18 protein-coding genes are annotated in these 18,206 nt (G+C 60.3%); 3 read left to right on the top strand and 15 right to left on the bottom strand.

Translation table 11 applies throughout. From position 1 onward, the window contains the following. Window positions 1–16: 16 nt before the first annotated feature. Window positions 17–1,009 (bottom strand): 2-dehydro-3-deoxygalactonokinase, encoded by a 993-nt coding sequence (locus PPUTUW4_RS06725; RefSeq protein ID WP_015093941.1) that lies wholly within the window; start codon window positions 1,007–1,009, stop codon window positions 17–19. A gap of 256 nt (window positions 1,010–1,265) precedes the next feature. Beyond that, window positions 1,266–1,748, bottom strand: coding sequence for a GNAT family N-acetyltransferase (locus PPUTUW4_RS06720; protein ID WP_007977016.1), 483 nt, complete (start codon window positions 1,746–1,748; stop codon window positions 1,266–1,268). A gap of 324 nt (window positions 1,749–2,072) precedes the next feature. Between PPUTUW4_RS06720 and PPUTUW4_RS06710 the strand changes: the two genes are divergently transcribed. Both PPUTUW4_RS06710 and PPUTUW4_RS06705 read left to right on the top strand, forming a co-directional pair. Beyond that, on the top strand, window positions 2,073–3,278 hold the full coding sequence (locus PPUTUW4_RS06710) for an MFS transporter (RefSeq protein ID WP_015093940.1): 1,206 nt from the start codon (window positions 2,073–2,075) through the stop codon (window positions 3,276–3,278). An 81-nt stretch (window positions 3,279–3,359) separates the two neighbouring features. Next, window positions 3,360–3,683: a hypothetical protein gene (locus PPUTUW4_RS06705; protein WP_015093939.1), complete on the top strand. Its 324-nt coding sequence runs from the start codon at window positions 3,360–3,362 to the stop codon at window positions 3,681–3,683. A 201-nt stretch (window positions 3,684–3,884) separates the two neighbouring features. On the opposite strand, the gene araH is transcribed toward PPUTUW4_RS06705, so the two are convergent. The 8 genes from araH to PPUTUW4_RS06665 form a co-directional block, all read right to left on the bottom strand. Next, on the bottom strand, window positions 3,885–4,853 hold the full coding sequence (gene araH, locus PPUTUW4_RS06700; protein ID WP_015093938.1) for an L-arabinose ABC transporter permease AraH: 969 nt from the start codon (window positions 4,851–4,853) through the stop codon (window positions 3,885–3,887). A gap of 12 nt (window positions 4,854–4,865) precedes the next feature. Beyond that, window positions 4,866–6,404 (bottom strand): L-arabinose ABC transporter ATP-binding protein AraG, encoded by a 1,539-nt coding sequence (araG, locus tag PPUTUW4_RS06695; protein WP_015093937.1) that lies wholly within the window; start codon window positions 6,402–6,404, stop codon window positions 4,866–4,868. A 64-nt stretch (window positions 6,405–6,468) separates the two neighbouring features. Next, a complete protein-coding gene (locus tag PPUTUW4_RS06690) occupies window positions 6,469–7,473 on the bottom strand; it encodes a substrate-binding domain-containing protein (protein WP_015093936.1) in 1,005 nt (334 codons plus the stop codon). A 138-nt stretch (window positions 7,474–7,611) separates the two neighbouring features. Next, window positions 7,612–8,430, bottom strand: coding sequence for an SDR family oxidoreductase (locus PPUTUW4_RS06685; RefSeq protein WP_015093935.1), 819 nt, complete (start codon window positions 8,428–8,430; stop codon window positions 7,612–7,614). A 274-nt stretch (window positions 8,431–8,704) separates the two neighbouring features. Next, window positions 8,705–9,580 carry an SMP-30/gluconolactonase/LRE family protein gene (locus PPUTUW4_RS06680; RefSeq protein WP_015093934.1) on the bottom strand — a complete coding sequence of 292 codons (876 nt, stop codon included), beginning with the start codon at window positions 9,578–9,580 and terminating at the stop codon, window positions 8,705–8,707. 127 nt (window positions 9,581–9,707) lie between these two features. Next, complete coding sequence (locus tag PPUTUW4_RS06675; protein ID WP_015093933.1) at window positions 9,708–10,424, bottom strand: FadR/GntR family transcriptional regulator; 717 nt, start codon at window positions 10,422–10,424, stop codon at window positions 9,708–9,710. A gap of 123 nt (window positions 10,425–10,547) precedes the next feature. Continuing rightward, the gene (locus PPUTUW4_RS06670; RefSeq protein ID WP_015093932.1) at window positions 10,548–11,777 is read right to left on the bottom strand and encodes a hypothetical protein; all 1,230 of its coding nucleotides are present in this window, start codon (window positions 11,775–11,777) and stop codon (window positions 10,548–10,550) included. 35 nt (window positions 11,778–11,812) lie between these two features. Then, complete coding sequence (locus tag PPUTUW4_RS06665) at window positions 11,813–12,262, bottom strand: YcgN family cysteine cluster protein (RefSeq protein ID WP_007984794.1); 450 nt, start codon at window positions 12,260–12,262, stop codon at window positions 11,813–11,815. A 164-nt stretch (window positions 12,263–12,426) separates the two neighbouring features. Between PPUTUW4_RS06665 and PPUTUW4_RS06660 the strand changes: the two genes are divergently transcribed. Continuing rightward, window positions 12,427–13,020, top strand: coding sequence for a nitroreductase family protein (locus PPUTUW4_RS06660; protein ID WP_015093931.1), 594 nt, complete (start codon window positions 12,427–12,429; stop codon window positions 13,018–13,020). Window positions 13,021–13,143: 123 nt separating this feature from the next. Here PPUTUW4_RS06660 and PPUTUW4_RS06655 read toward each other — a convergent pair whose 3' ends face one another. The 5 genes from PPUTUW4_RS06655 to PPUTUW4_RS06635 form a co-directional block, all read right to left on the bottom strand. Continuing rightward, window positions 13,144–14,076 carry a D-2-hydroxyacid dehydrogenase gene (locus tag PPUTUW4_RS06655; RefSeq protein ID WP_015093930.1) on the bottom strand — a complete coding sequence of 311 codons (933 nt, stop codon included), beginning with the start codon at window positions 14,074–14,076 and terminating at the stop codon, window positions 13,144–13,146. A gap of 119 nt (window positions 14,077–14,195) precedes the next feature. Then, window positions 14,196–14,489, bottom strand: coding sequence for a YcgL domain-containing protein (locus PPUTUW4_RS06650; protein ID WP_015093929.1), 294 nt, complete (start codon window positions 14,487–14,489; stop codon window positions 14,196–14,198). Beyond that, entirely contained in the window at window positions 14,486–15,619 is a 1,134-nt protein-coding gene (rnd, locus tag PPUTUW4_RS06645; protein ID WP_015093928.1) for a ribonuclease D, read from the bottom strand. The genes PPUTUW4_RS06650 and rnd overlap by 4 nt, the downstream gene beginning before the upstream one ends. A 123-nt stretch (window positions 15,620–15,742) precedes the next feature. Continuing rightward, window positions 15,743–16,393 (bottom strand): class I SAM-dependent methyltransferase, encoded by a 651-nt coding sequence (locus tag PPUTUW4_RS06640; RefSeq protein WP_015093927.1) that lies wholly within the window; start codon window positions 16,391–16,393, stop codon window positions 15,743–15,745. Window positions 16,394–16,465: 72 nt separating this feature from the next. Further along, window positions 16,466–18,115, bottom strand: a complete 1,650-nt coding sequence (locus PPUTUW4_RS06635) for a phosphoethanolamine--lipid A transferase (protein ID WP_015093926.1) — start codon at window positions 18,113–18,115, stop codon at window positions 16,466–16,468. Window positions 18,116–18,206: the final 91 nt, after the last annotated feature.

The following is an 18,206-nucleotide window of genomic DNA, read 5'->3' as shown; positions in this document are numbered from 1 at the left end:
AGACCTCCAGGCAGGTTTAACGGGATGCGGTGGACGAGACCAGACCGGCGGCGAGCGCCAGTTGCCACAATCCGCGTTCGGTGGCCTGTTCGGCCAGGGTCACCCGGGTAAAGCCGCAGGCGTCGAGCGCACGGCGGTAGCGGGCACAGAGTTGGGTATTGCCGATAAGGATGATCGACGGCAGGTGCACGCTGTTGCGCCGACGCCGCTGGACATTGGCCAGGGCCGCCAGCTCATGGCCGATCAGCAGGCCGGACAGGTAGTTTGTCTGAGCGGTGGCGCTCAATTCGCCGGTCAGGCCCAGGCTACGGGCGCTGAACAGGGTCGACAGCGGACCGGTTTCACCGTCCGCCGACAACGCGACCTGCACGCCACGATCAAACGCGTCCCCCTCGAAAGACCCGCCACGCTGCTGGGTGCGCCCGAGAATGCTGTGCTCGCTGAGCACGGCGAAGACTTCGCCGGTCATGAAAGTGTCGAAATGCACGATGCAGCCGTCGGCCACTTCCACCCATTTCGAATGACTGCCCGGCAGGCCGATCAGCAGGTCCGCGCTCGCCTCGCCCGGCAGGTTTTGCAGCACACCGAGCACCTGGGTTTCTTCGCCGCGCATCACGTTCGGCAGACGTGAACGCTCGATGACGCCGGGCACGATGTGCACATCGACGCCGCGCAGGCTGCGCACGGTTTGCAAGGAAGTGCCGAGCGTGGCGACGTTCGCCGGCGTGTCGCGGTACGCCGCTTCGCACCAGCCCTGGGCGCTGCCGACCATGCCACAGGCAATCACCGGCAATTGCGGCTGGGCATCGAGCCAGTCACCGCATGCCTCATCGAAAGCCAGTTCAAAACCGTCGGTGCATTCCCGGCCGCCGATGATTCGCGGCGTCTTGGGCAACTGCATGATCCCCGACGCCAGCGAACGCTGTTCGAGCACCTGCCCGCCTTCGGCCAGTTTGTAAGCACGTAATGAGGTTGTCCCCCAGTCGAGCGCGATCAATTGCGCCTGCATCGCTTCACCTGTTTTGGTTTTTGGCAGTGAGTGGGCGGGACTATAAACCGACGCGCCGCAAAATCTCAATATATAAATTAGCATCCCACATATTGAGATTAAGACAAAAAAAACCACCGCCTACGGTAGCTCCCTGGAATGCATTCCCCAGGAGCTAACTTGCTAGCGATGGTCGTCAACGATTAAGCGAAAACCTGACACCCCGTGGTGCTTTCGATTTATTCGCGAGCAAGCTCGCTCCTACAGGGGATACGGCTCAACTGCCCTCGGCGAACTCGCGCAATACTTTCCCATCCATCCGATACCGAACCCACTCCTCCTGCGGTTGCGCACCCAGGGATTTGTAGAAGTCGATGGCCGGCGTATTCCACTCCAGCACGCTCCACTCGAAACGGCCGCAGTCGTTGGCACAGGCGATTTTCGCCAGATGCCGCAGCAGGGTCTTGCCCGCGCCACCGCCCCGCTGTTCCGGCGTGATGTAAAGGTCTTCGAGGTACAGGCAATTGCTGCCCAACCAGGTGGAATAGCTGAAGAAGAACACCGCGAAACCGATGGCTGCGCCGTCGCGCAGGCAGATCAGGCCATGGGCCGTGGCGCCTTCGCTGAACAGGCTGCGTTCGATATCGGCAACGCTGGCGATGACTTCATGGCGGGCACGTTCGTAGTCGGCCAGTTCAGTGATGAACGCGAGGATTTGCGGTGCATCACTGGGGGTCGCCGGGCGGATTTCGATCGTCATGGACGTGCCTTGTCAAAAGTTGAAAACGCCATACTAAGGCGACGCGATATTTGTGGCGAGGGGGCTTGCCCCCGTTGGCCTGCGAAGCAGGCCCTTTCTCAGCGATCGCATTACACCAGAAAGATTGCAGCTTTCTTATTGGGGTTGCTGCGCAACCCAACGGGGGCAAGTCCCCTCACCACAAGCAAGCTCCCTCGCCACAACAACGCAGAGGCTTCACTCCGGCCGCCACTAACCCTGGCATCGATAACCTTGAACCTGACAATCAGGCACTGCGTGGTTAGATAGAGGCGCTGCTCACTTATCCGGTCAAGGAACCGCGTCATGTCTACCGCAACACCCCCAGTCTCAAGCAAGTTGTTCGGCCTGTTTTGCCTTGCCAGTTACCTGCTGTCATTGTCCTATGGCTCGACCTTCCTGCTGTCGCTGCTGATCAACGCGCGTGGTGGCAACGAACACGACGCCGGCAGTGTGATTTCCGCGGCGATGCTCAGCACCTTTGCGGCAGTGATCGTTTCCGGTCATTTGTCCGACTTGCTCGGTGCCGCCCGGTCGGTGGCGCTGTTCGGTGTGTTGCTGGTAGCGGCCAGCCTGGGCTTCGCCCTGACCCCGGGCTTCGGCCCTCTGCTGTTGTTTTTCGGCCTGCTGCTGGGCCTGGGTTGGGGCGTGTTCTACACCCTCGGGCCGATCATCGTGGCAAGCCTGGTGACGCCCGCACAGCGCGCCAGATACTTCGCCCTGCTGTCGGGCAGCATGATGACCGGGATCGGCAGTGGCCCGTTGCTCGGCCGCGCGGCGAGTGCCCTCGGGTATCCGGTGACCGCTGCGTTTTATCTGGCGGCACTGGCCAGCCTGGTCGGTGTGGTGCTGTTCTGGCGCCTGCAGCGGAAATTGAATCATGCCCCTCTGCCATCGGGCAGCGTGTCGCGGATTTCGTGGCGTGCCGCGGGTCAGGTGCTGTCGTCCAGGGCTGTCTTTGCGATCATCATGGTCGGTCTTGGCGGCTGCGTGTTCGGCGGTCTGTCGAGCTTTCAAACCAGTTATGCCGCAGCGCACTCGCTCGACTACTCGCTGTTCTTCCTCGGCTTCATGAGCGCGGCGATCAGTGGCCGAATGCTGGTTGCCGGGTTTGTGGTCAAGCGCGATCCATTGCGTGCCTCGTGCCTGCTTTCGGGGCTGATGCTGGCATCGATCGTCATGTTCGGTTTTGTCGTCGACAGCAGCTTCAGCTACGTGCTCGCGGCGGTGATGCTCGGGACCGGTTACGGCCTGACCTACTCGGTGATCAACGGCCTGGCCGCCAATGAGGCGCCGCCCGGCACCACCGCGCAATCCTTGTTGCTGTTCAGCCTGTCGTACTTCATCGGAGTGTTCGGCTTCCCCTTGCTGGCCGGGAAAATCATCGTTGAGCAAGGGATGGCCACGCTGCTGCTCACCGTGCTGGCGGTTGCTGCGCTCAACTGGTTGATCACCGCAGGCCGATTGATCTGGCGAAGGGCAGCGGCGGTCAGGGCATTGACACAGGCCTGAGCCGTCCGTCGCTAACAACGCACCTATCCCGGGCGAGGACGGACTAATCAGGTAAGGACTCTACCCGTTGGAGACAACACCATGATCCTGTCCAGGTTGACCGCCCTCGCCCTCTGCGCCCTGCTGTCTTGTGCCTCGTTCGCCGGGACCCTCGGCTCGAGCACCGGCCCGACCAATCCGGTGGAAAAGCCCAGGGCGCCAGCCATCCAGAGTGCCCCCGGCATGAACACCGACGGCACCACGATCGATCACAACATGCCTCCGTCCACCGGCACCGACCCACGCATCCAGGGCAATGACATGGGACGTCAGGGAGGGGCGGACTTGCCGAACAGAAAAACGCCCGGCAGCGGTGGTCTCGGCTCGAGCACCACCGAGGACGAGGACAGCAACATCAGCCAATAGTGAAGCCAGGAGAAATGTACTGAGCTGATGCCCCCTTCGCGGGCAAGCCCGCTCCCACAGGATCTATGCCACACCGGCACTCAATGTGTGAAGGCAGAACCCTGTGGGAGCGGGCTTGCTCGCGAAGGCGTCGTCATATCCAACATTTACATTTCAGACAGACCTTCACGGGCAAGCACGCGCCTACAGAGGAAATGAATGTCAGCGCTGCTTCAGTCGGTCAATGACCACCGCCAGCAGCAAGATCGAACCGCGAATCACATACTGATAAAACGTATCGATATTCTTCAGGTTCATCGCATTCTCGATGATCGCCAGAATCAACACCCCGGCAATCACGTGCCGGATCATGCCGATCCCGCCACTCAACGATACCCCGCCCAGTACACAGGCCGAGATCACGGTCAGCTCGAAACCCTGGCCGATCATCGGTTGGCCGGAGGTCATGCGCGACGCCAGGATCACCCCGGCCAACGCGCCAATCACGCCATGCACGGCAAAGATGATGATTTTGGTCCGGTCGACATTGACCCCGGCCAGCAACGCCGCCTCCTGATTGCCGCCGATGGCCATGGTGTTGCGCCCGTAGGTCGTGTAGTTCAACAGCCAGCCGAAGAACAGGAAGCAGACGATGGTGATCAGGATCGGTACCGGCACGCCGAACATCTGACCGTTGCCGAACACGAAGAACGACTCCTGGGACACCCCCACCGCCTTGCCGTTGGCGAAGATGTAGGCCAGGCCGCGCACGATCTGCATGGTCGCCAGCGTGGTGATCAGCGCGTTGACCCGCAGCTTGGCAATGACGATGCCGTTGATCAGCCCGACGATCAGGCCCATCACCAGCGCCGCACAGATACCGAGAAACACGCTGTCGGTATCACGCATCACCACCGCCGCAACCACCCCGGCACAGGCAATCACCGAGCCCACCGACAAGTCGAAATGCCCGGACGCCAGGCAATACAACATGGTGCACGCAGCGATCCCGGTGGTGGAAATCGCCAGGCCCAGGCCACGCATGTTCAGCGGCGACAGGAAGTTGTCGATCATCAGGGTACAGAGCACGAAGATTCCGACGGCCGCCAGCAGCATTACCCAGTCATCGAGGAAGCGCCGCAGGTCCAGCGGTTTGCGCGTGGTCGGCAGGGTGTTGTTTTGGGTTGTCATCATAGTCACCTCTCAGTTCGCCACGCCGTCAGCGCGTTGGCGCGGCAAAGCCAGTTGCAGCAGGTTGGATTCGTTGGCCTGGTCGCGGCTCAGCTCGCCACGCAGCGCGCCTTCGCACAGCACCAGGATGCGGTCGGAAATGCCCATGACTTCCATCAAGTCGCTGGACACCACAATCACCGCGATCCCCTCGGCCGCCAGGTTATGGATGATCTGGTAGATCTCGGCCTTGGCGCCGATGTCGATGCCGCGGGTGGGTTCGTCGAGCAGCAGCACTTTCATCGGCATCGACAGCCAGCGACCGAGAATGGCCTTCTGTTGATTGCCACCGGATAGAAACTTGATCGGCTGCCCGGCGTGTGGTGTTTTCACCTTGAGCGCCTTGATCTGCTGGTCGGCGTTGCCTTTTTCCCACTGGCCACGCAACAGGCAGCCGAAGGTGGAATGGGCACCGCGGGCGCTGATGTTGATGTTCTCGGCGACGCTGGCCAGCGGCAGGATGCCTTCCTTCTTGCGGTCCTCGGGGCACAACAGGATCCCGGCGGCAATCGCATCCCGGGGTGAACGCAGCTTCAGTTCATGGCCACGCAGTTTCAGCTGTCCGGCGCGGTTTCGCGCCAGGCCGCTGAGCAGGCGCAGCAGCTCGGTGCGACCGGCGCCCACCAGCCCGAACAAGCCGAGAATCTCGCCTTTGTGCACCTCGAAACTCACGGGCTCGCGTAACCCCGGCCCGAGCAGACCGTCGACCTTGAGTGCCACCGCGCCGCGCTGGCGCGGGCGGTAATCGTAGATGTCCTGGATGTCGCGCCCGACCATGCAGGTGACCAGATGATCGTGGGTCAGCTCATTCATGTCGTCGAACGTGCGCACGTATCGTCCGTCCTTGAACACCGTCACCGCATTGCAGATGCGGAACACTTCTTCCATGCGGTGGGAGACGTAGAGCACCACTTTCCCCTCGTCCCGCAGCCGGCCGATGATCGCCATCAAACGGTCGATCTCCCGTGCCGAAAGGCTGCTGGTGGGTTCGTCGAAGGCAATCACATGGGCGCCACGGGACAGCGCCTTGGCGATTTCCACCAATTGCCGCTGGCCGAGAGACAGGCGCCCGACTTTCTCCTGCGGGTCGATCTCATCGGCCAGGCCTTTGAGACAGGCCAGTGCCTGCTGACGCAGGGCGCTGCGATTGATCAGGCCGAAACTGGCCGGCAGATGCCCAAGAAACAGGTTCTCGGCCACGGTCATTTCCGGCACCAGATGCAGCTCCTGGTGGATCACCACGACGCCACTGCCGATGCTGTCGGCGGTGGACTTGAAGTCCATCGTCCGCTCGCCGATCTGCAAGGCTCCGCTGCTGGGTATGTAGGCCCCGCCGAGGATTTTCAGCAGCGTCGATTTGCCGGCGCCGTTCTCGCCCATCAAGGCATGAACCTGCCCCGGATGGGCGACGAAGCTGATGTTGTCCAGCGCCTTCACTCCGGGAAAGGTCTTGCCGATCCCGTTGAAGCGCAAGCTGCCGCTGTGTTGTTGTGTATGTATTTGCGCGTGCATAACCCACCTCTTCAAACCGGACAGGCAGCCTCGTCGCCGAGACCGTCGCTGAAATCAATGGCCGTCAGTTCCACAGGCCGATCTTTTCCAGTTCCTGCTTGAAGTTGTCGCGGGTGATCAGCGTCACGTCATCCATGGCGGTGTACTTCGCTGGTTCTTTGCCGGTGGTGACCCACTCGTACATCATGCTTGCGGTGTTGTAGCCCTCGATGTGCGGGCTCGGCAGCATCGAACCATAAAAGCCACTGTCGGGCTTCTTCAGCTCGCCGATGGCGTCGGTACCGTTGATGCCGATGCCGATCACGTTGGCCGCAGCGAACCCGGCGCTCTCGGTGGCGCGCACACCGCCGAGCACGGTGTTGTCGTTCATGCCGCCGATGATCAGGTTCTTCGCTGCACTCGGCAGTTTCACCAACGCCGAGTTGGTGGCGTCCATGCTGCCCGGCACGTCGAGGGTCTTGAGGGCCGAGAACAGGATGTGGTCCTTCGGCATGCCGGCGTCTTCCAGGGCTTTGACCGAACCGTCAGTGCGCTTCTTGCCGGTGTCGAGTTCGTTGTAGGTATTGATCACCGCGTACGTGTCTTTCCAGTCCCAGCCGCGTTTCTTCGCCTCGGTGGCCATGGCATGGCCTTGCTTCTGGCCGACTTCGAACGCGGCCATGCCGAGGTACGGCACGTCTTCCATGAATTTGCCGCTGGCATCGACGAAACGGTCATCGACGGCGATCACCTTCAACCCGTTGAGCCTGGCCTTGGCCATGATTGCCGGGCCGAGGGACACGTCCGGCGGGCAGATCACGAAGCCCTTGGCGCCGTTGGCCGCGAGGCTGTCGATGGCCGACAGGGTTTTCTCACCGTCCGGCACGGCGATCTTGATCAGGGTGAAGCCCTTCTCTTTCCCGGCCTTTTCGGCAAACGCCCACTCAGTCTGGAACCAGGGCTCTTCCGCTTGCTTGACCAGAAACCCGATTTTCACTTCCTCGGCCGCCAGCAGCGTGCTGCTCAGGCTGACCGCCGAGACCGCCAACGCGGCACAGCACAGGGAACGGATAGCACGACGACGATTCATAAGCTGACTCCTTGTTATTTTTCTTGAGCGTTCTTTGAAAGCGTTCTGTAAAGCCTGGGCGGTAAACCGTACTGCCAATAGTCATATCGTATGATGATTGACTTTCAGACGTACCAGGACGCCTGAAAGCCCGGCCACTCAGTCGTGGTACATCACCGAGCGCCCACCATCGATGGTGATACACGAGGCATTGATGAACGGCGCTTCATCACTGGCCAGGAACACCGCAGTCATCGCCACTTCAATCGGCTGGCCGATGCGTTTGGGCGGATGCAGGTCAAACGCACGCTGGCGCTCAGCGTGAGGATCGGCGAAACCGTTCCAGTAATCGATATTGATCTGGGTTTCGATATAGCCCGGTGCGATGGCGTTGACGCGGATGCCCCTGGACGCATATTCGATGCCCAGCGCGCGGGTCAGGCCGAGCAAGCCGTGCTTGGCCACCGGGTAGGGAAAGCAGCCCGGAATGATGTGGGAGGAATGGGTCGAGGCAATATTGATGATGCTGCCGATGCCCTGCTCGATCATCTGCGGCAGCACCGCCTTGCAGCCATACCACGCGCCATCGAGGTCAATGGCAAAGCAGCGACGCCAGTCTTCCTCGGTCATTTCCAGCGGATCACGGAACACGTTGATCCCGGCGCAGTTGACCAGCACATCGATCCGGCCATGTCGCTCGACCGCCAGCCTGGCCATAGCCTGCAGATCCTGCGACTGTGAAACGTCAGCCTTGATCGCCACCACGTCGGCGCCCTGTCCGCGCCAGTGCGCCGCGACCTTCTCGACTTTCTCAGCCTGGATGTCGCTGATGATCAACCTGGCCTGCTGGGACGCAAAGGTCGCCACAATGGCCTCGCCAATGCCCTGGGCGGCACCGGTCAGCAACACGACTTTGTCTTTGAGGCGCTCACCCTTGGGCGGCTCGGGCACCGGGGGCAATGACAGCGGTTCAGCCATGGTTCAAGACTCCTGTTCGAAAACACGACGAAAACCGGACATCAGTCGATGGCCGGTCAAAAGGCGTTGTGGAAGAAAACAGGTGAAAGCGAAAACGTTTCAGCTTGAAAACGCTTTGCGGCACTGTCTGCGCAAGGGAGCACGGGGGAGTTTCGCTGCATCACTTCACCTGTTTTGTTTTTTTGAGTGTGAGTGCATGTAACTGGTGAGGCCGACTATAAACCTGGCCCACGACAAATCTCAATATATATATTTACATCCCATAATATGGGAATTAACCCGCGAAACGCGTACAACGCTTCCCGGGCACATCCACTGGAATCGACAGCACCGCCCCATCCAGGGGATGGCCCAGCGGACTCGCCGCGCTGGTGATGTACAGGGTTTTCAGGTCGGCACCACCGAACACGCAACTGGTGGGACGACTGATCGGCAGTTCGATGGTCCGGTCGACTTTGCAGTCAGGGCTCAACCTGAGCAGACAGTGGCCATCCCAACGGGCATTCCAGATAAAACCTTCGGCATCCATCGCCGAGCCGTCCGGGCCGCCCCGCCCGTGCGGGCCAAACCAGACCTGCGGCGCATCGAGGGCCCCGTCGCTGCGGATGAAGTATCGATACAAGGTGCCATCGAGGCTGTCGCCGAAATAAACGCTGGTGGCGTCATCGCTCCACAACAGCGTGTTGGGAATGCCCAGGTTGCGCAGTAACGGCACAACCCGCCCGGCACGATCGATGCGCAACAGTCCACCCGAACGGCGCACGATGGGCAGGTCTTCGCCCTGTTCTCCGATATTGTTTTGCATGGTACTGAGCCAGAGCCGGCCCTGGGCGTCGCAGCGGGCTTCGTTGGGGCGGTTGCCCGGTTGCGGATCGGCCACGCAGAACAATGTCAGGCGCGGCGCCAAGCCCGGTGAATCGAGATCGAGCCGATACACGCCACTGCTCAATGTCACCAGCGCGTCGCCGCTTTCACAGGGGATGAAGGCTGACACATGTTCCGGCATCTGCCAGATCTGCACGTTGGCGCCGATCAACCGCAACGCCTGTTTACCCGTGATATCCACCCAATACAGGGCTTGGGTCGGCGCATCCCAGAACGGACCTTCGCCCAGTTTCGCCCGATGCCCGGTAACCGCCGTCAACGTCATGAAACCTCCTGCATGGTTCTTGTTTTTATGATGTAGGAGCCAGCTTGCTGGCGATGGTGTGTCAGTCGGTCTCGTGGTAGCTGATACACCATCGCCAGCAAGCTCGCTCCTACAGGGGTTCGAGTTCTCAGCTGGCCTTTTTATCGGCCATGACTTGCGGGTAGTAACGCTTGATCGCCAGGGCGGCGTTATCGATCAGGGTCATGCAGGCCCAGACACCCCGAGCGGTATCACGGGCCGCGATAGCCTCGGCCAGGTCCCGGTGAATCGGCAAGGTGCGACGCAGTTCATCCGGGTCGGCGGCGGACACTTCAAAGGCCACCGCCAGCAACGCGCCGAGGGCGGGAACCATTTGTTCGATGAACTGATTGTGGCTGGCGGCCAGGATGCACTCGTGGAAGAGCTGGTCGGCACGGTTGTAATCGAAGCCGCTGTCCACCGCCCGTTCCAGTGCGTTGCAGGCCAACAGGATCGCGTCCACCTGTTCGCCGGTTGCGCGCTCGCAAGCCCAGCGCACGGCCATCGGTTCGATGGTGCGACGCAGATCGAGCAGATCGTCGACGAAGTTTTCCGGCAAGCCGCTGCGCGACAGCCAGCCGACGACTTGTGGATCGAAGAGGTTCCAGCGCCGCACCGGCAACACTCGCGTGCCGACTTTCGGGCCGACTTCGAGCATGCCTTTGGCAACCAGGGTTTTGATCGCTTCGCGGATGACCGTACGGCTCACGCCAAGTTGTTCGCCGAGGTCGGCTTCGACCTTGAGTGACTCACCCGGCCTGACCTGCCCCGTGGCCAGCCAGCATCCCAGCCAGTCGACCGTCGTAGCATGAAAGCTGTTGGACATGAGCACCTCCAAGCCGTATGCGATGGAGGACCACGCTAATCATCATACGATTGTGTGTCAATTTGATTTTTTGAAGAAATCAGAAATCTGATGCGGGAGCGGGCTTGCTCGCGGATGACGGTGTTACTGAATCAACTCGGTACCGAGTACTTTTGAAGACCCACCTATCACGCTCTCGCTGAGCTGAACAAACGCCTGGGTATCGATTTCCCCCTGCTGCATCGCCCCGTGCAACACGTCGTCCAGTGAACGCTTGTTGTGGGTTTTCAGGCGAATCTCGCGATCCAGTTCCTGCAGCAACACCACCGCCCTGGCCACCTGCGCCGGGTTGACCCGATCACTGCGCAGCGTGGTGACTTTCTGGCTGGTCCCGACCAGTTTGCCGTGCAGGCTCTCGTAGCGTTCATCGCTCATGCCGCCGGCCCGGCGCACCAGTTCGATGGCGTAATACTCGGCAAAGCCTTCATTGATCCAGTCACTGCGCTTTGTGCCGTTGATCCGCCCGAACACCTGGGCCAACTCGCGAACCAGAGCGCTGGAGCCGCTTTCGCTGACCAATGGCAGGCGACTGTTGAGGTAGATCGACTCATGCGCCGACCGGCTGCCACGCCACATCGGATCATTGGCCCCGACGATCAGCAGTTTGCCCGGGTGTCGCGGGTACAGCGCCTGCACTTGCGGCCAGACGAAGGTCAGCATCGTCAGCACATCCATACGCCGCATGCCCTGCCCCAGCGGCGAGGCGACGGTGACTTCAGTCTCGCCCAGACGGGTACGGCGGCTGCCAAGCTGGCCGGCGAGCATCCAGCCCGTGGGCCGGTCGAACAGCCTGGAAGGGTTATCGATACGGAACTTGTTCTGGCCGATCCGTGGCCACGCGGTTTCGACGCTTTTCCAGCCACCGGGCAGCTCGAATTCAAGGCGTGAAACCAGTTCGATGCCATCTTGTTGATCGAGTCTGGCAGGCGGCACCAGATCGTCGCCGCGCATCAATGCCCAGCTTGGCGTCATGCGAGCATCAAAGCTGCCGTTCTTGCGACCGTGGTTGATACTCACCCGATACGTCAGGCTGGCCTTGTCAGCCGCTGGACGCCAGACACCCCGCACCGCTTTGCCAGGGGTCAGTTGCCATTGGCCGTCGGCCTTGAAATCGCTGTAGTGGCTGCCGTCGCCGAGGTCGAAATCCAGGCTGCGAACCGCCGAGCCCTGGGCGAGCGTCAGGCGCACTTCGGCCTGATCGTTCTTCGGCAACAGGCGCACGTGATAATCCAGATCGACCTTGTTCGCTGCCCATACGGGCGCACTCACGGCCAGTAATCCAACGCCCCACGCCTGCCGCCATCCCACAGCCATACACACTCCTTCGTGAAAGGTTGAGCCTCTGGCAGTCAGCCTGCGCGGAAAATCAGGTGATCTTCCCAGTCGTCTTCCGGCACGCTGCCTTCGGCGAGCATGCGCCCGGACTGGGAGATCCGCTCATGGTGCACGGCATCGCGATCACCGCACACCAGGTGATGCCACAACGGCAGGTCCTTGCCTTCGCTGACCAGACGATAGCCGCATGTCGGCGGCAGCCATTTGAATTCGTCGGCCTTGCCCGGCGTGAGCTGGATGCAGTCCGGCACAGTGTCGCGACGGTTAGGATAATCCGTGCACTGGCAGGTTTTCAGGTCCAGCAGTTTGCAGGCGATGCGCGTGTAATAGACGCTGTTGTCGTCTTCGTCTTCAAGCTTTTGCAGACAGCACAATCCACAGCCGTCGCACAGCGACTCCCATTCCTCCTGATCGAGTTGATCGAGGGTCTTGCGTATCCAGAACGGTTCTACTTTGGCGGCCATGGTTCGAGCATCGACATCAGGTGGTGAAAAGGCCGCCAGTCTAGTGCCCGAAGCCCCGTGGGCCAAGCATTGGCGACTGTCGGTAGAACGGGCTTGTCAGTTTCTGCGCTGCCAAGTAGGGTTTTTCGTCGCTTCCACTTTCAAACGTAGCAAGGAATCTCTTGATGAGTGCCAACCCACGCGTTGCCGATTACACCATTGACCCTCAGTTCACCGATCGCTGGTCGCCCCGCGCCTTCACTGGCGAAGCCATTGCCGAAGAAACCCTGCTGAGTTTCTTCGAAGCTGCGCGCTGGGCACCCTCGGCCTACAACTCGCAACCCTGGCGCTTTCTTTACGCACGTCGCGATACGCCGAACTGGGAACGCTACCTGGGACTGCTGAACGAATTCAACCGCAGCTGGGCGCAACATGCTTCGGCCCTGGTGATCGTGATATCGAAAACCACCTTCACCGCGCCTGGCGCCACAGAAGAAACCCCGGCCCTGTGGCACACCTTCGACACCGGTTCCGCCTGGGGCCACCTGGCCCTGCAAGCAAGCCTCAGCGGCTGGCACACCCACGGCATGGCCGGCTTCGACCAGGAACTGACCCGCAAGGAGCTGAACATTCCTGAAGGCTACGCCCTGCACGCCGCCGTCGCGGTGGGCAAGCTGGGGGACAAGGCCAGCCTGGCGGATTACCTGCAGGCCCGTGAAGTACCAAGCCCGCGTCGCCCGTTGAGCGAGCTGGCGGCTGAAGGTGACTTCAGTCTCTAAGCCATACTGAAAATCCCTGTGGGAGCGAGCTTGCTCGCGATGGCGGCCAGTCAGTCAACATTGATGTTGAAGCTAATGGCCTCATCGCGAGCAAGCTCGCTCCCACAGTTTTTGAGAGTGATTTCAGTACCCGCGATCGAAATCCACTTCCCCGCGCAACGCCTCTCCCACCTGAAACGCCCGCAGGTTTTCGACAAACAGCTTCACCATCATCGACGGCGAAGTCGGTGCCGAACTGTGGCCTGTAAGCAGCAGGCCCCAGGCTGTCCAGAATGGATGCCGCTGGGGCAATGGCTCCTGACGGCACACGTCGATCACCGCGCCCGCCAGATGCCCTTCCTTCAAGGCTTCCACCAGATCCGCATCGACCACCGCCACACCGCGCCCGGCATTGATGAACAACCCGGTCGGCTTGAATTGCTTGAACAGCGTAGCGTCGTAGATATCGTGGGTTTGCGGCGTGTTCGGCAGCAGATTGACCACGTAATCGACTTCACCGACCAGCCGCGGCAGATCCGCCAGAGAACCGACTTCGATAAACGGTGCCTGTTCCCGCGCGCTGCTGGCAACGCCATACAACTCGACACCAAACGGCACGAGGAACTGCGCGACACTCTGACCGATATCACCGGTGCCGACGATCAACACCTTGCGCCCCGCCAGGCTCTGGCCATGACGGCTGTCCCATTTGCGCTCGACCTGGCTGACCAGTCGCGCCAGCACTTCACGTTCGTGACCGAGCATATAGGTGAGCACGTATTCGGCCATGACTTGCCCGAAGATGCCGACTGCACGGGTCAATCGATAGTGCCGTGGCAAACCATCGGCCAGCAGCGGCGTAATGCCGGCCCAGGTCGATTGCAGCCATTGCGGTTGATGGCCCTGGCGTAACAGGGTCGCCAGCAGATCAGGCTGGCCGAGCCACACCGGACAATCAGCGGCCTGGCCGGCCAGTTCGGCGGAATCACCGCTGGTCAGCACCTCCAGGTCCGGTGCCGCCTCGCGCAACATTTGGGCGTACACGGGGTGGTCGTGTTCAGCAATCAGGACGCGCATGCTTCAAACCTTTCAAAAACAGTGCAGACGGCAGCCGACAGAGCGCTGCTCCGTCGATGCTGCCATCGCTAAAATCAATCAGTGTTTCATAACCACTCTGAACAGAGCCTGTCTGCCATTCACACCGGATCGTTGCGGCGCAACAATTCTTCCGGCAAGTGCTCGATGTACTCGTCTTCGGCAGGCGGCATTTGCAGGTGATAACCCTGTTTCTCGAGGTTTTCCAGCACGACCGCGATGTCCTCGCGCGACAGCTTGCGCTCGGGGCTGAGCACCAGGTCGAACGCGTGGATGGCCTTGCCGAAGGCTGCCATCAGGGGTTCCGGCACGCGCTCCAGAGCATCGCTCTTGAGCACATACAGGTACATTTCGTTTCTTTTCGAGCTGCGGTAGATGGAGCAAATACGTTTCAAGGCTGTTCTCCGGCGGTGACCAGGCTGTCCAGCAGCGCCTGGCCCATCAATTCGCGGCGCCAGCCACGCAGCGAATCAGGCAATTGGTAGGGACCATTGGGGAAGCCGCTCTTGAGCAGCGCTTCCAGGGTTTTCTTGCGCAGCATCAGTTCCGGCGCAATGTTCAGGCGCTCGGCCTCGGCCTGGCCGATGGCTTTGAGCTGCTTGAGTAACACGGCAGCGTCCACCGGCAGCGGCTCCGGCACGGATGGCGGCCATTGATCTGGCGACACACTGCCAGAGCGCTTGATCAGATCAAGCAGAAACTCACCATCCTGACGCACGGTACGCGGGTGCATGTCTTCGATTTTCGCCAGGGCGCCGAGATTATCCGGTTGCGTACGCGCCAGCGGCCACAACGAATGCTCGCGGATGATCCGGTTGCGCGGCAGGTCGCGGGCACGGGCTTCCTTTTCGCGCCAGGCACAAAGCTCGCGCAATACCACGAGTTGGGCGCGGGACAGCTTCCAGGCCAGCTTGGCATCGCGATAGACCTCGTACGGATCGATCTCGCGGCGCAGGTTGGCCACCAGTTCGGCACCGTCTTCCAGGACCCAGGCGTATTTCTCGTCAGACAGCTTTGGACGCAGCTTTACGAAGACTTCGGCCAGGTGCACGGCGTCTTCGGCGGCATAGCTGATCTGGGTTTCGGAGAGCGGACGTTGCAGCCAGTCGGAACGGGTTTCACCCTTGGGCAGGTCGATGCCGAGCACTTCCTGCACCAGGCGCGAATAACCCATGGAGAAACCGAGGTTCAGGTAAGCGGCCGCCAATTGCGTATCGAACAGTGGCGCCGGCAGGCTACCGGTCAGGCGTAGCAGGACTTCGAGGTCTTCGCTGCACGCGTGGACAACCTTGAGCACGGCCGGATTTTCCAGCAACGCGGCCAGAGGCTGCCAGTTGTCGATGGTCAGCGGATCAATCAGGTAGGCACGTTCGCCATCGCCGACCTGCAGCAGGCCTGCGATCGGGTAGAAGGTGTCGACCCGCATGAATTCGGTATCGAGGGCAACGAATGGCAGTTGCTGCCACTCGGCGCAAAACCGACCGAGGCTATCGTTGTCGCGAATCCAGTGAATATCGATGGCCACACGGCTCTCCCTTGAAGAATGGCGCGCAGTATATATCGCCCCCGGCGATTTCCGCGCATCCACTGAACAAGAGCGTTAGCGAAAACTGCTGCGTGACATGAAGAATAGTCCGACAAGGTCGGCCTAGCGGGTCTTACCCAGCACGTAGACCCGCATTTGTACACAACCGGGGAAAAAATCCTGATGGCTGAGCAAACGGAATCCCGCCTGCCTGAACTCGCTTTCGACCCCGGCCTTGCTCGGTAACGGCCCCTCCAGGCTTGAATGCGCGCCCTTGAAACGTCCGTCGAGGCGCCCGGCGACAATCACCGTATCGCGACTGACCCGGTAAAACTCGCCCAGCATCGCCAGACGATGCTCCGGGCTGTAAAGGTGCTGAAACAGTTGCATGCAAAAAATGCAGTCGACCGCGTTCTCCGACAAACCAATCGAGAAGGCGGAGCTTTGAAAGGTCTTGATCCGCTTCAACAGGCTTTGCGGGTGATGTGTGCGGGCATGATCGAGGATGTCCTGGGACGGGTCCGTCGCGAGGATCACCCGATTGGCATGTTCGGCCAGCACCGACCAGAAACGCCCCACCCCGCAGGCCACGTCGAGGATCAGCCCCGGTTCGCCGGCGACCTTGAGTGCGTTGCGCACCAGACACGCCTCACGCCAGAGCAGCAGACGCCCGGTCAGGCCCGGCGCTTGCGGCTGCAGGCAGACGCGTGCGTGTTCCTGGTCGTAGCGCCTGGCAATCTCAAGCTCGATGGCGGATGGGGGCTGAGCGGACATGTGCAATGGCTCTTGATAAACGTTCTACTGGCCGCAGGTCGGCAGCCGCCGCGTGAAACAAAACCGGAGCACTCAATCCTTGGCCAATACACCGTCGGTCACCGGGCCACGACATCCGGCAAACATGTCCAGATCCTGGTTGTAGACCTTGCTGTTGACCTCCAGCAGCCCAAGCATCGAATGGAACAGGTTGTCCTGGCTCAGGGGCTTTTCACGACCCTGTTGCAGGCAGCGGGTATCTACCGCAAACGACTGTTTATAGCTGTCGGAGAACCAGGCAAACATGGCCACATGTTTTTGCTGCTCCGGTGCCAGCATGTAAGGCGTGCCGTGGAGGAACAAGTTGTACTCGCCCAGGGATTCACCGTGGTCCGACAGATACAGCATCGCGGTGTCCACTTTGGACTGGTTACTGCGCAGCAGATCAATCAAGGTCGACAGCACATGGTCGGTATAGACCAAGGTGTTGTCGTAACCATTGACGATACTTTCGCGACTGCAATTGTTCAGGGCATTACTCTCGCAGACCGGGGTGAAGCGCTCGAACTCTTTCGGATAACGCTTGAAGTACTCCGGACCGTGGCTACCCATCTGGTGCAATACCAGCACGGTGTCCTTGTCCAGGGTATCGATGAAATGTTGAAGTCCCTGCAGCAGGATTTCGTCGCGGCATTCACTGTTGGCGCACAGCACCGGGTCTTTCAGATTGCTGACGTCCTGGAGGGTGACGCGATCGCATGCACCCTTGCAGCCTGACTGGTTGTCACGCCAGATCACGTCGATACCCGCATGCTTGAGCACATCCAGCAGGCCTTCTTCGTTCTTGGCCTTGCTGGCGTTATAGTCCTTGCGCCCCATGTTGGAGAACATGCAAGGCACCGATACGGCGGTTTCCGTACCGCAGGAGTGCACATCGGTGAAAGCGATCAGGCCATCTTCCTTGCTCAGTTTTGGCGTGGTGTCGCGGCTATAGCCAAGGATGCCGAAGTTCTCTGCCCGGGCACTTTCCCCCACGACAAGCACCGTCAGGGATTTGCGCCCGTGAGTTTGCCAGAGCGTATTGCGCTGGGCATCTTCACCAACTTTCATAAAAGGTTGATGCGCAGACGCAACCTGCTCACGCAAGTAACCGAGCGAAGCACCAATGTAGTTACTCGGCACCACCATCAGGCGCAACTCATGGTGGTTGCGAAACAGTGACGACAGGCCTTGATAATTGATCAGTGCAACACCACCGATAACCGCCACAGAGGCAAAGATCACCAATACCTTACTTAATAGCTCGCGATGCCAGCGACGATAACCAATCGGGGTTATCCACAATAACAAGGCTGGAAAAACACCGAGCAACAGTAGATAGGCGAACAACTTTATCGACAGTAAATCACGCACTTCGGTGGCATTGGTTTCAGCGAAGTTACGCAACATGCCGGCGTCAATCAGAACACCATACTGGCTCATGAAATACGCCACGCCCGCGCTGATCATGAACAGCAGGGTCAGGGCCGGCTTGAGCACCGGGCGGAAGGCCAGCAGCGTCAGCACGATATTGAAGGCCGCGAAGATCATCACCCCGAAGGCCACGCGCATAACGATGCCTTTGCCATCGGACGTGGTGATTTCGAACAGGTGTTGCCAGAGTAGAAAGTTGAAGCCAACCAACAAAAACGCACTGACAATCAGTGTCACCCATTCGGGGCGCACGGCTTTAATCTTAAACATGAGGTTCGGCGAGTCCTGAAAAGAAGTGCCTTCGCTAAATGTGAAAATTTCATTTACCGAGACAGTTCAAATTTTAGGAAGCCAACCATCA

It is taken from the genome of Pseudomonas sp. UW4 (genome assembly GCF_000316175.1).
Lineage (GTDB): Bacteria > Pseudomonadota > Gammaproteobacteria > Pseudomonadales > Pseudomonadaceae > Aquipseudomonas > Aquipseudomonas laurylsulfatiphila.
Note: the sequence above shows the minus strand (reverse complement) of the source record. Positions and strands in the feature narration are given on the sequence as shown.

What these genes read in the sequence shown, in the direction of transcription:
- PPUTUW4_RS06725 (WP_015093941.1), bottom strand. Translation starts at nt 1,009, where the DNA reads ATGCAGGCGCAATTGATCGCGCTCGACTGGGGGACAACCTCATTACGT.
- PPUTUW4_RS06720 (WP_007977016.1), bottom strand. Translation starts at nt 1,748, where the DNA reads ATGACGATCGAAATCCGCCCGGCGACCCCCAGTGATGCACCGCAAATC.
- PPUTUW4_RS06710 (WP_015093940.1), top strand. Translation starts at nt 2,073, where the DNA reads ATGTCTACCGCAACACCCCCAGTCTCAAGCAAGTTGTTCGGCCTGTTT.
- PPUTUW4_RS06705 (WP_015093939.1), top strand. Translation starts at nt 3,360, where the DNA reads ATGATCCTGTCCAGGTTGACCGCCCTCGCCCTCTGCGCCCTGCTGTCT.
- araH (WP_015093938.1), bottom strand. Translation starts at nt 4,853, where the DNA reads ATGACAACCCAAAACAACACCCTGCCGACCACGCGCAAACCGCTGGAC.
- araG (WP_015093937.1), bottom strand. Translation starts at nt 6,404, where the DNA reads ATGCACGCGCAAATACATACACAACAACACAGCGGCAGCTTGCGCTTC.
- PPUTUW4_RS06690 (WP_015093936.1), bottom strand. Translation starts at nt 7,473, where the DNA reads ATGAATCGTCGTCGTGCTATCCGTTCCCTGTGCTGTGCCGCGTTGGCG.
- PPUTUW4_RS06685 (WP_015093935.1), bottom strand. Translation starts at nt 8,430, where the DNA reads ATGGCTGAACCGCTGTCATTGCCCCCGGTGCCCGAGCCGCCCAAGGGT.
- PPUTUW4_RS06680 (WP_015093934.1), bottom strand. Translation starts at nt 9,580, where the DNA reads ATGACGTTGACGGCGGTTACCGGGCATCGGGCGAAACTGGGCGAAGGT.
- PPUTUW4_RS06675 (WP_015093933.1), bottom strand. Translation starts at nt 10,424, where the DNA reads ATGTCCAACAGCTTTCATGCTACGACGGTCGACTGGCTGGGATGCTGG.
- PPUTUW4_RS06670 (WP_015093932.1), bottom strand. Translation starts at nt 11,777, where the DNA reads ATGGCTGTGGGATGGCGGCAGGCGTGGGGCGTTGGATTACTGGCCGTG.
- PPUTUW4_RS06665 (WP_007984794.1), bottom strand. Translation starts at nt 12,262, where the DNA reads ATGGCCGCCAAAGTAGAACCGTTCTGGATACGCAAGACCCTCGATCAA.
- PPUTUW4_RS06660 (WP_015093931.1), top strand. Translation starts at nt 12,427, where the DNA reads ATGAGTGCCAACCCACGCGTTGCCGATTACACCATTGACCCTCAGTTC.
- PPUTUW4_RS06655 (WP_015093930.1), bottom strand. Translation starts at nt 14,076, where the DNA reads ATGCGCGTCCTGATTGCTGAACACGACCACCCCGTGTACGCCCAAATG.
- PPUTUW4_RS06640 (WP_015093927.1), bottom strand. Translation starts at nt 16,393, where the DNA reads ATGTCCGCTCAGCCCCCATCCGCCATCGAGCTTGAGATTGCCAGGCGC.
- PPUTUW4_RS06635 (WP_015093926.1), bottom strand. Translation starts at nt 18,115, where the DNA reads ATGTTTAAGATTAAAGCCGTGCGCCCCGAATGGGTGACACTGATTGTC.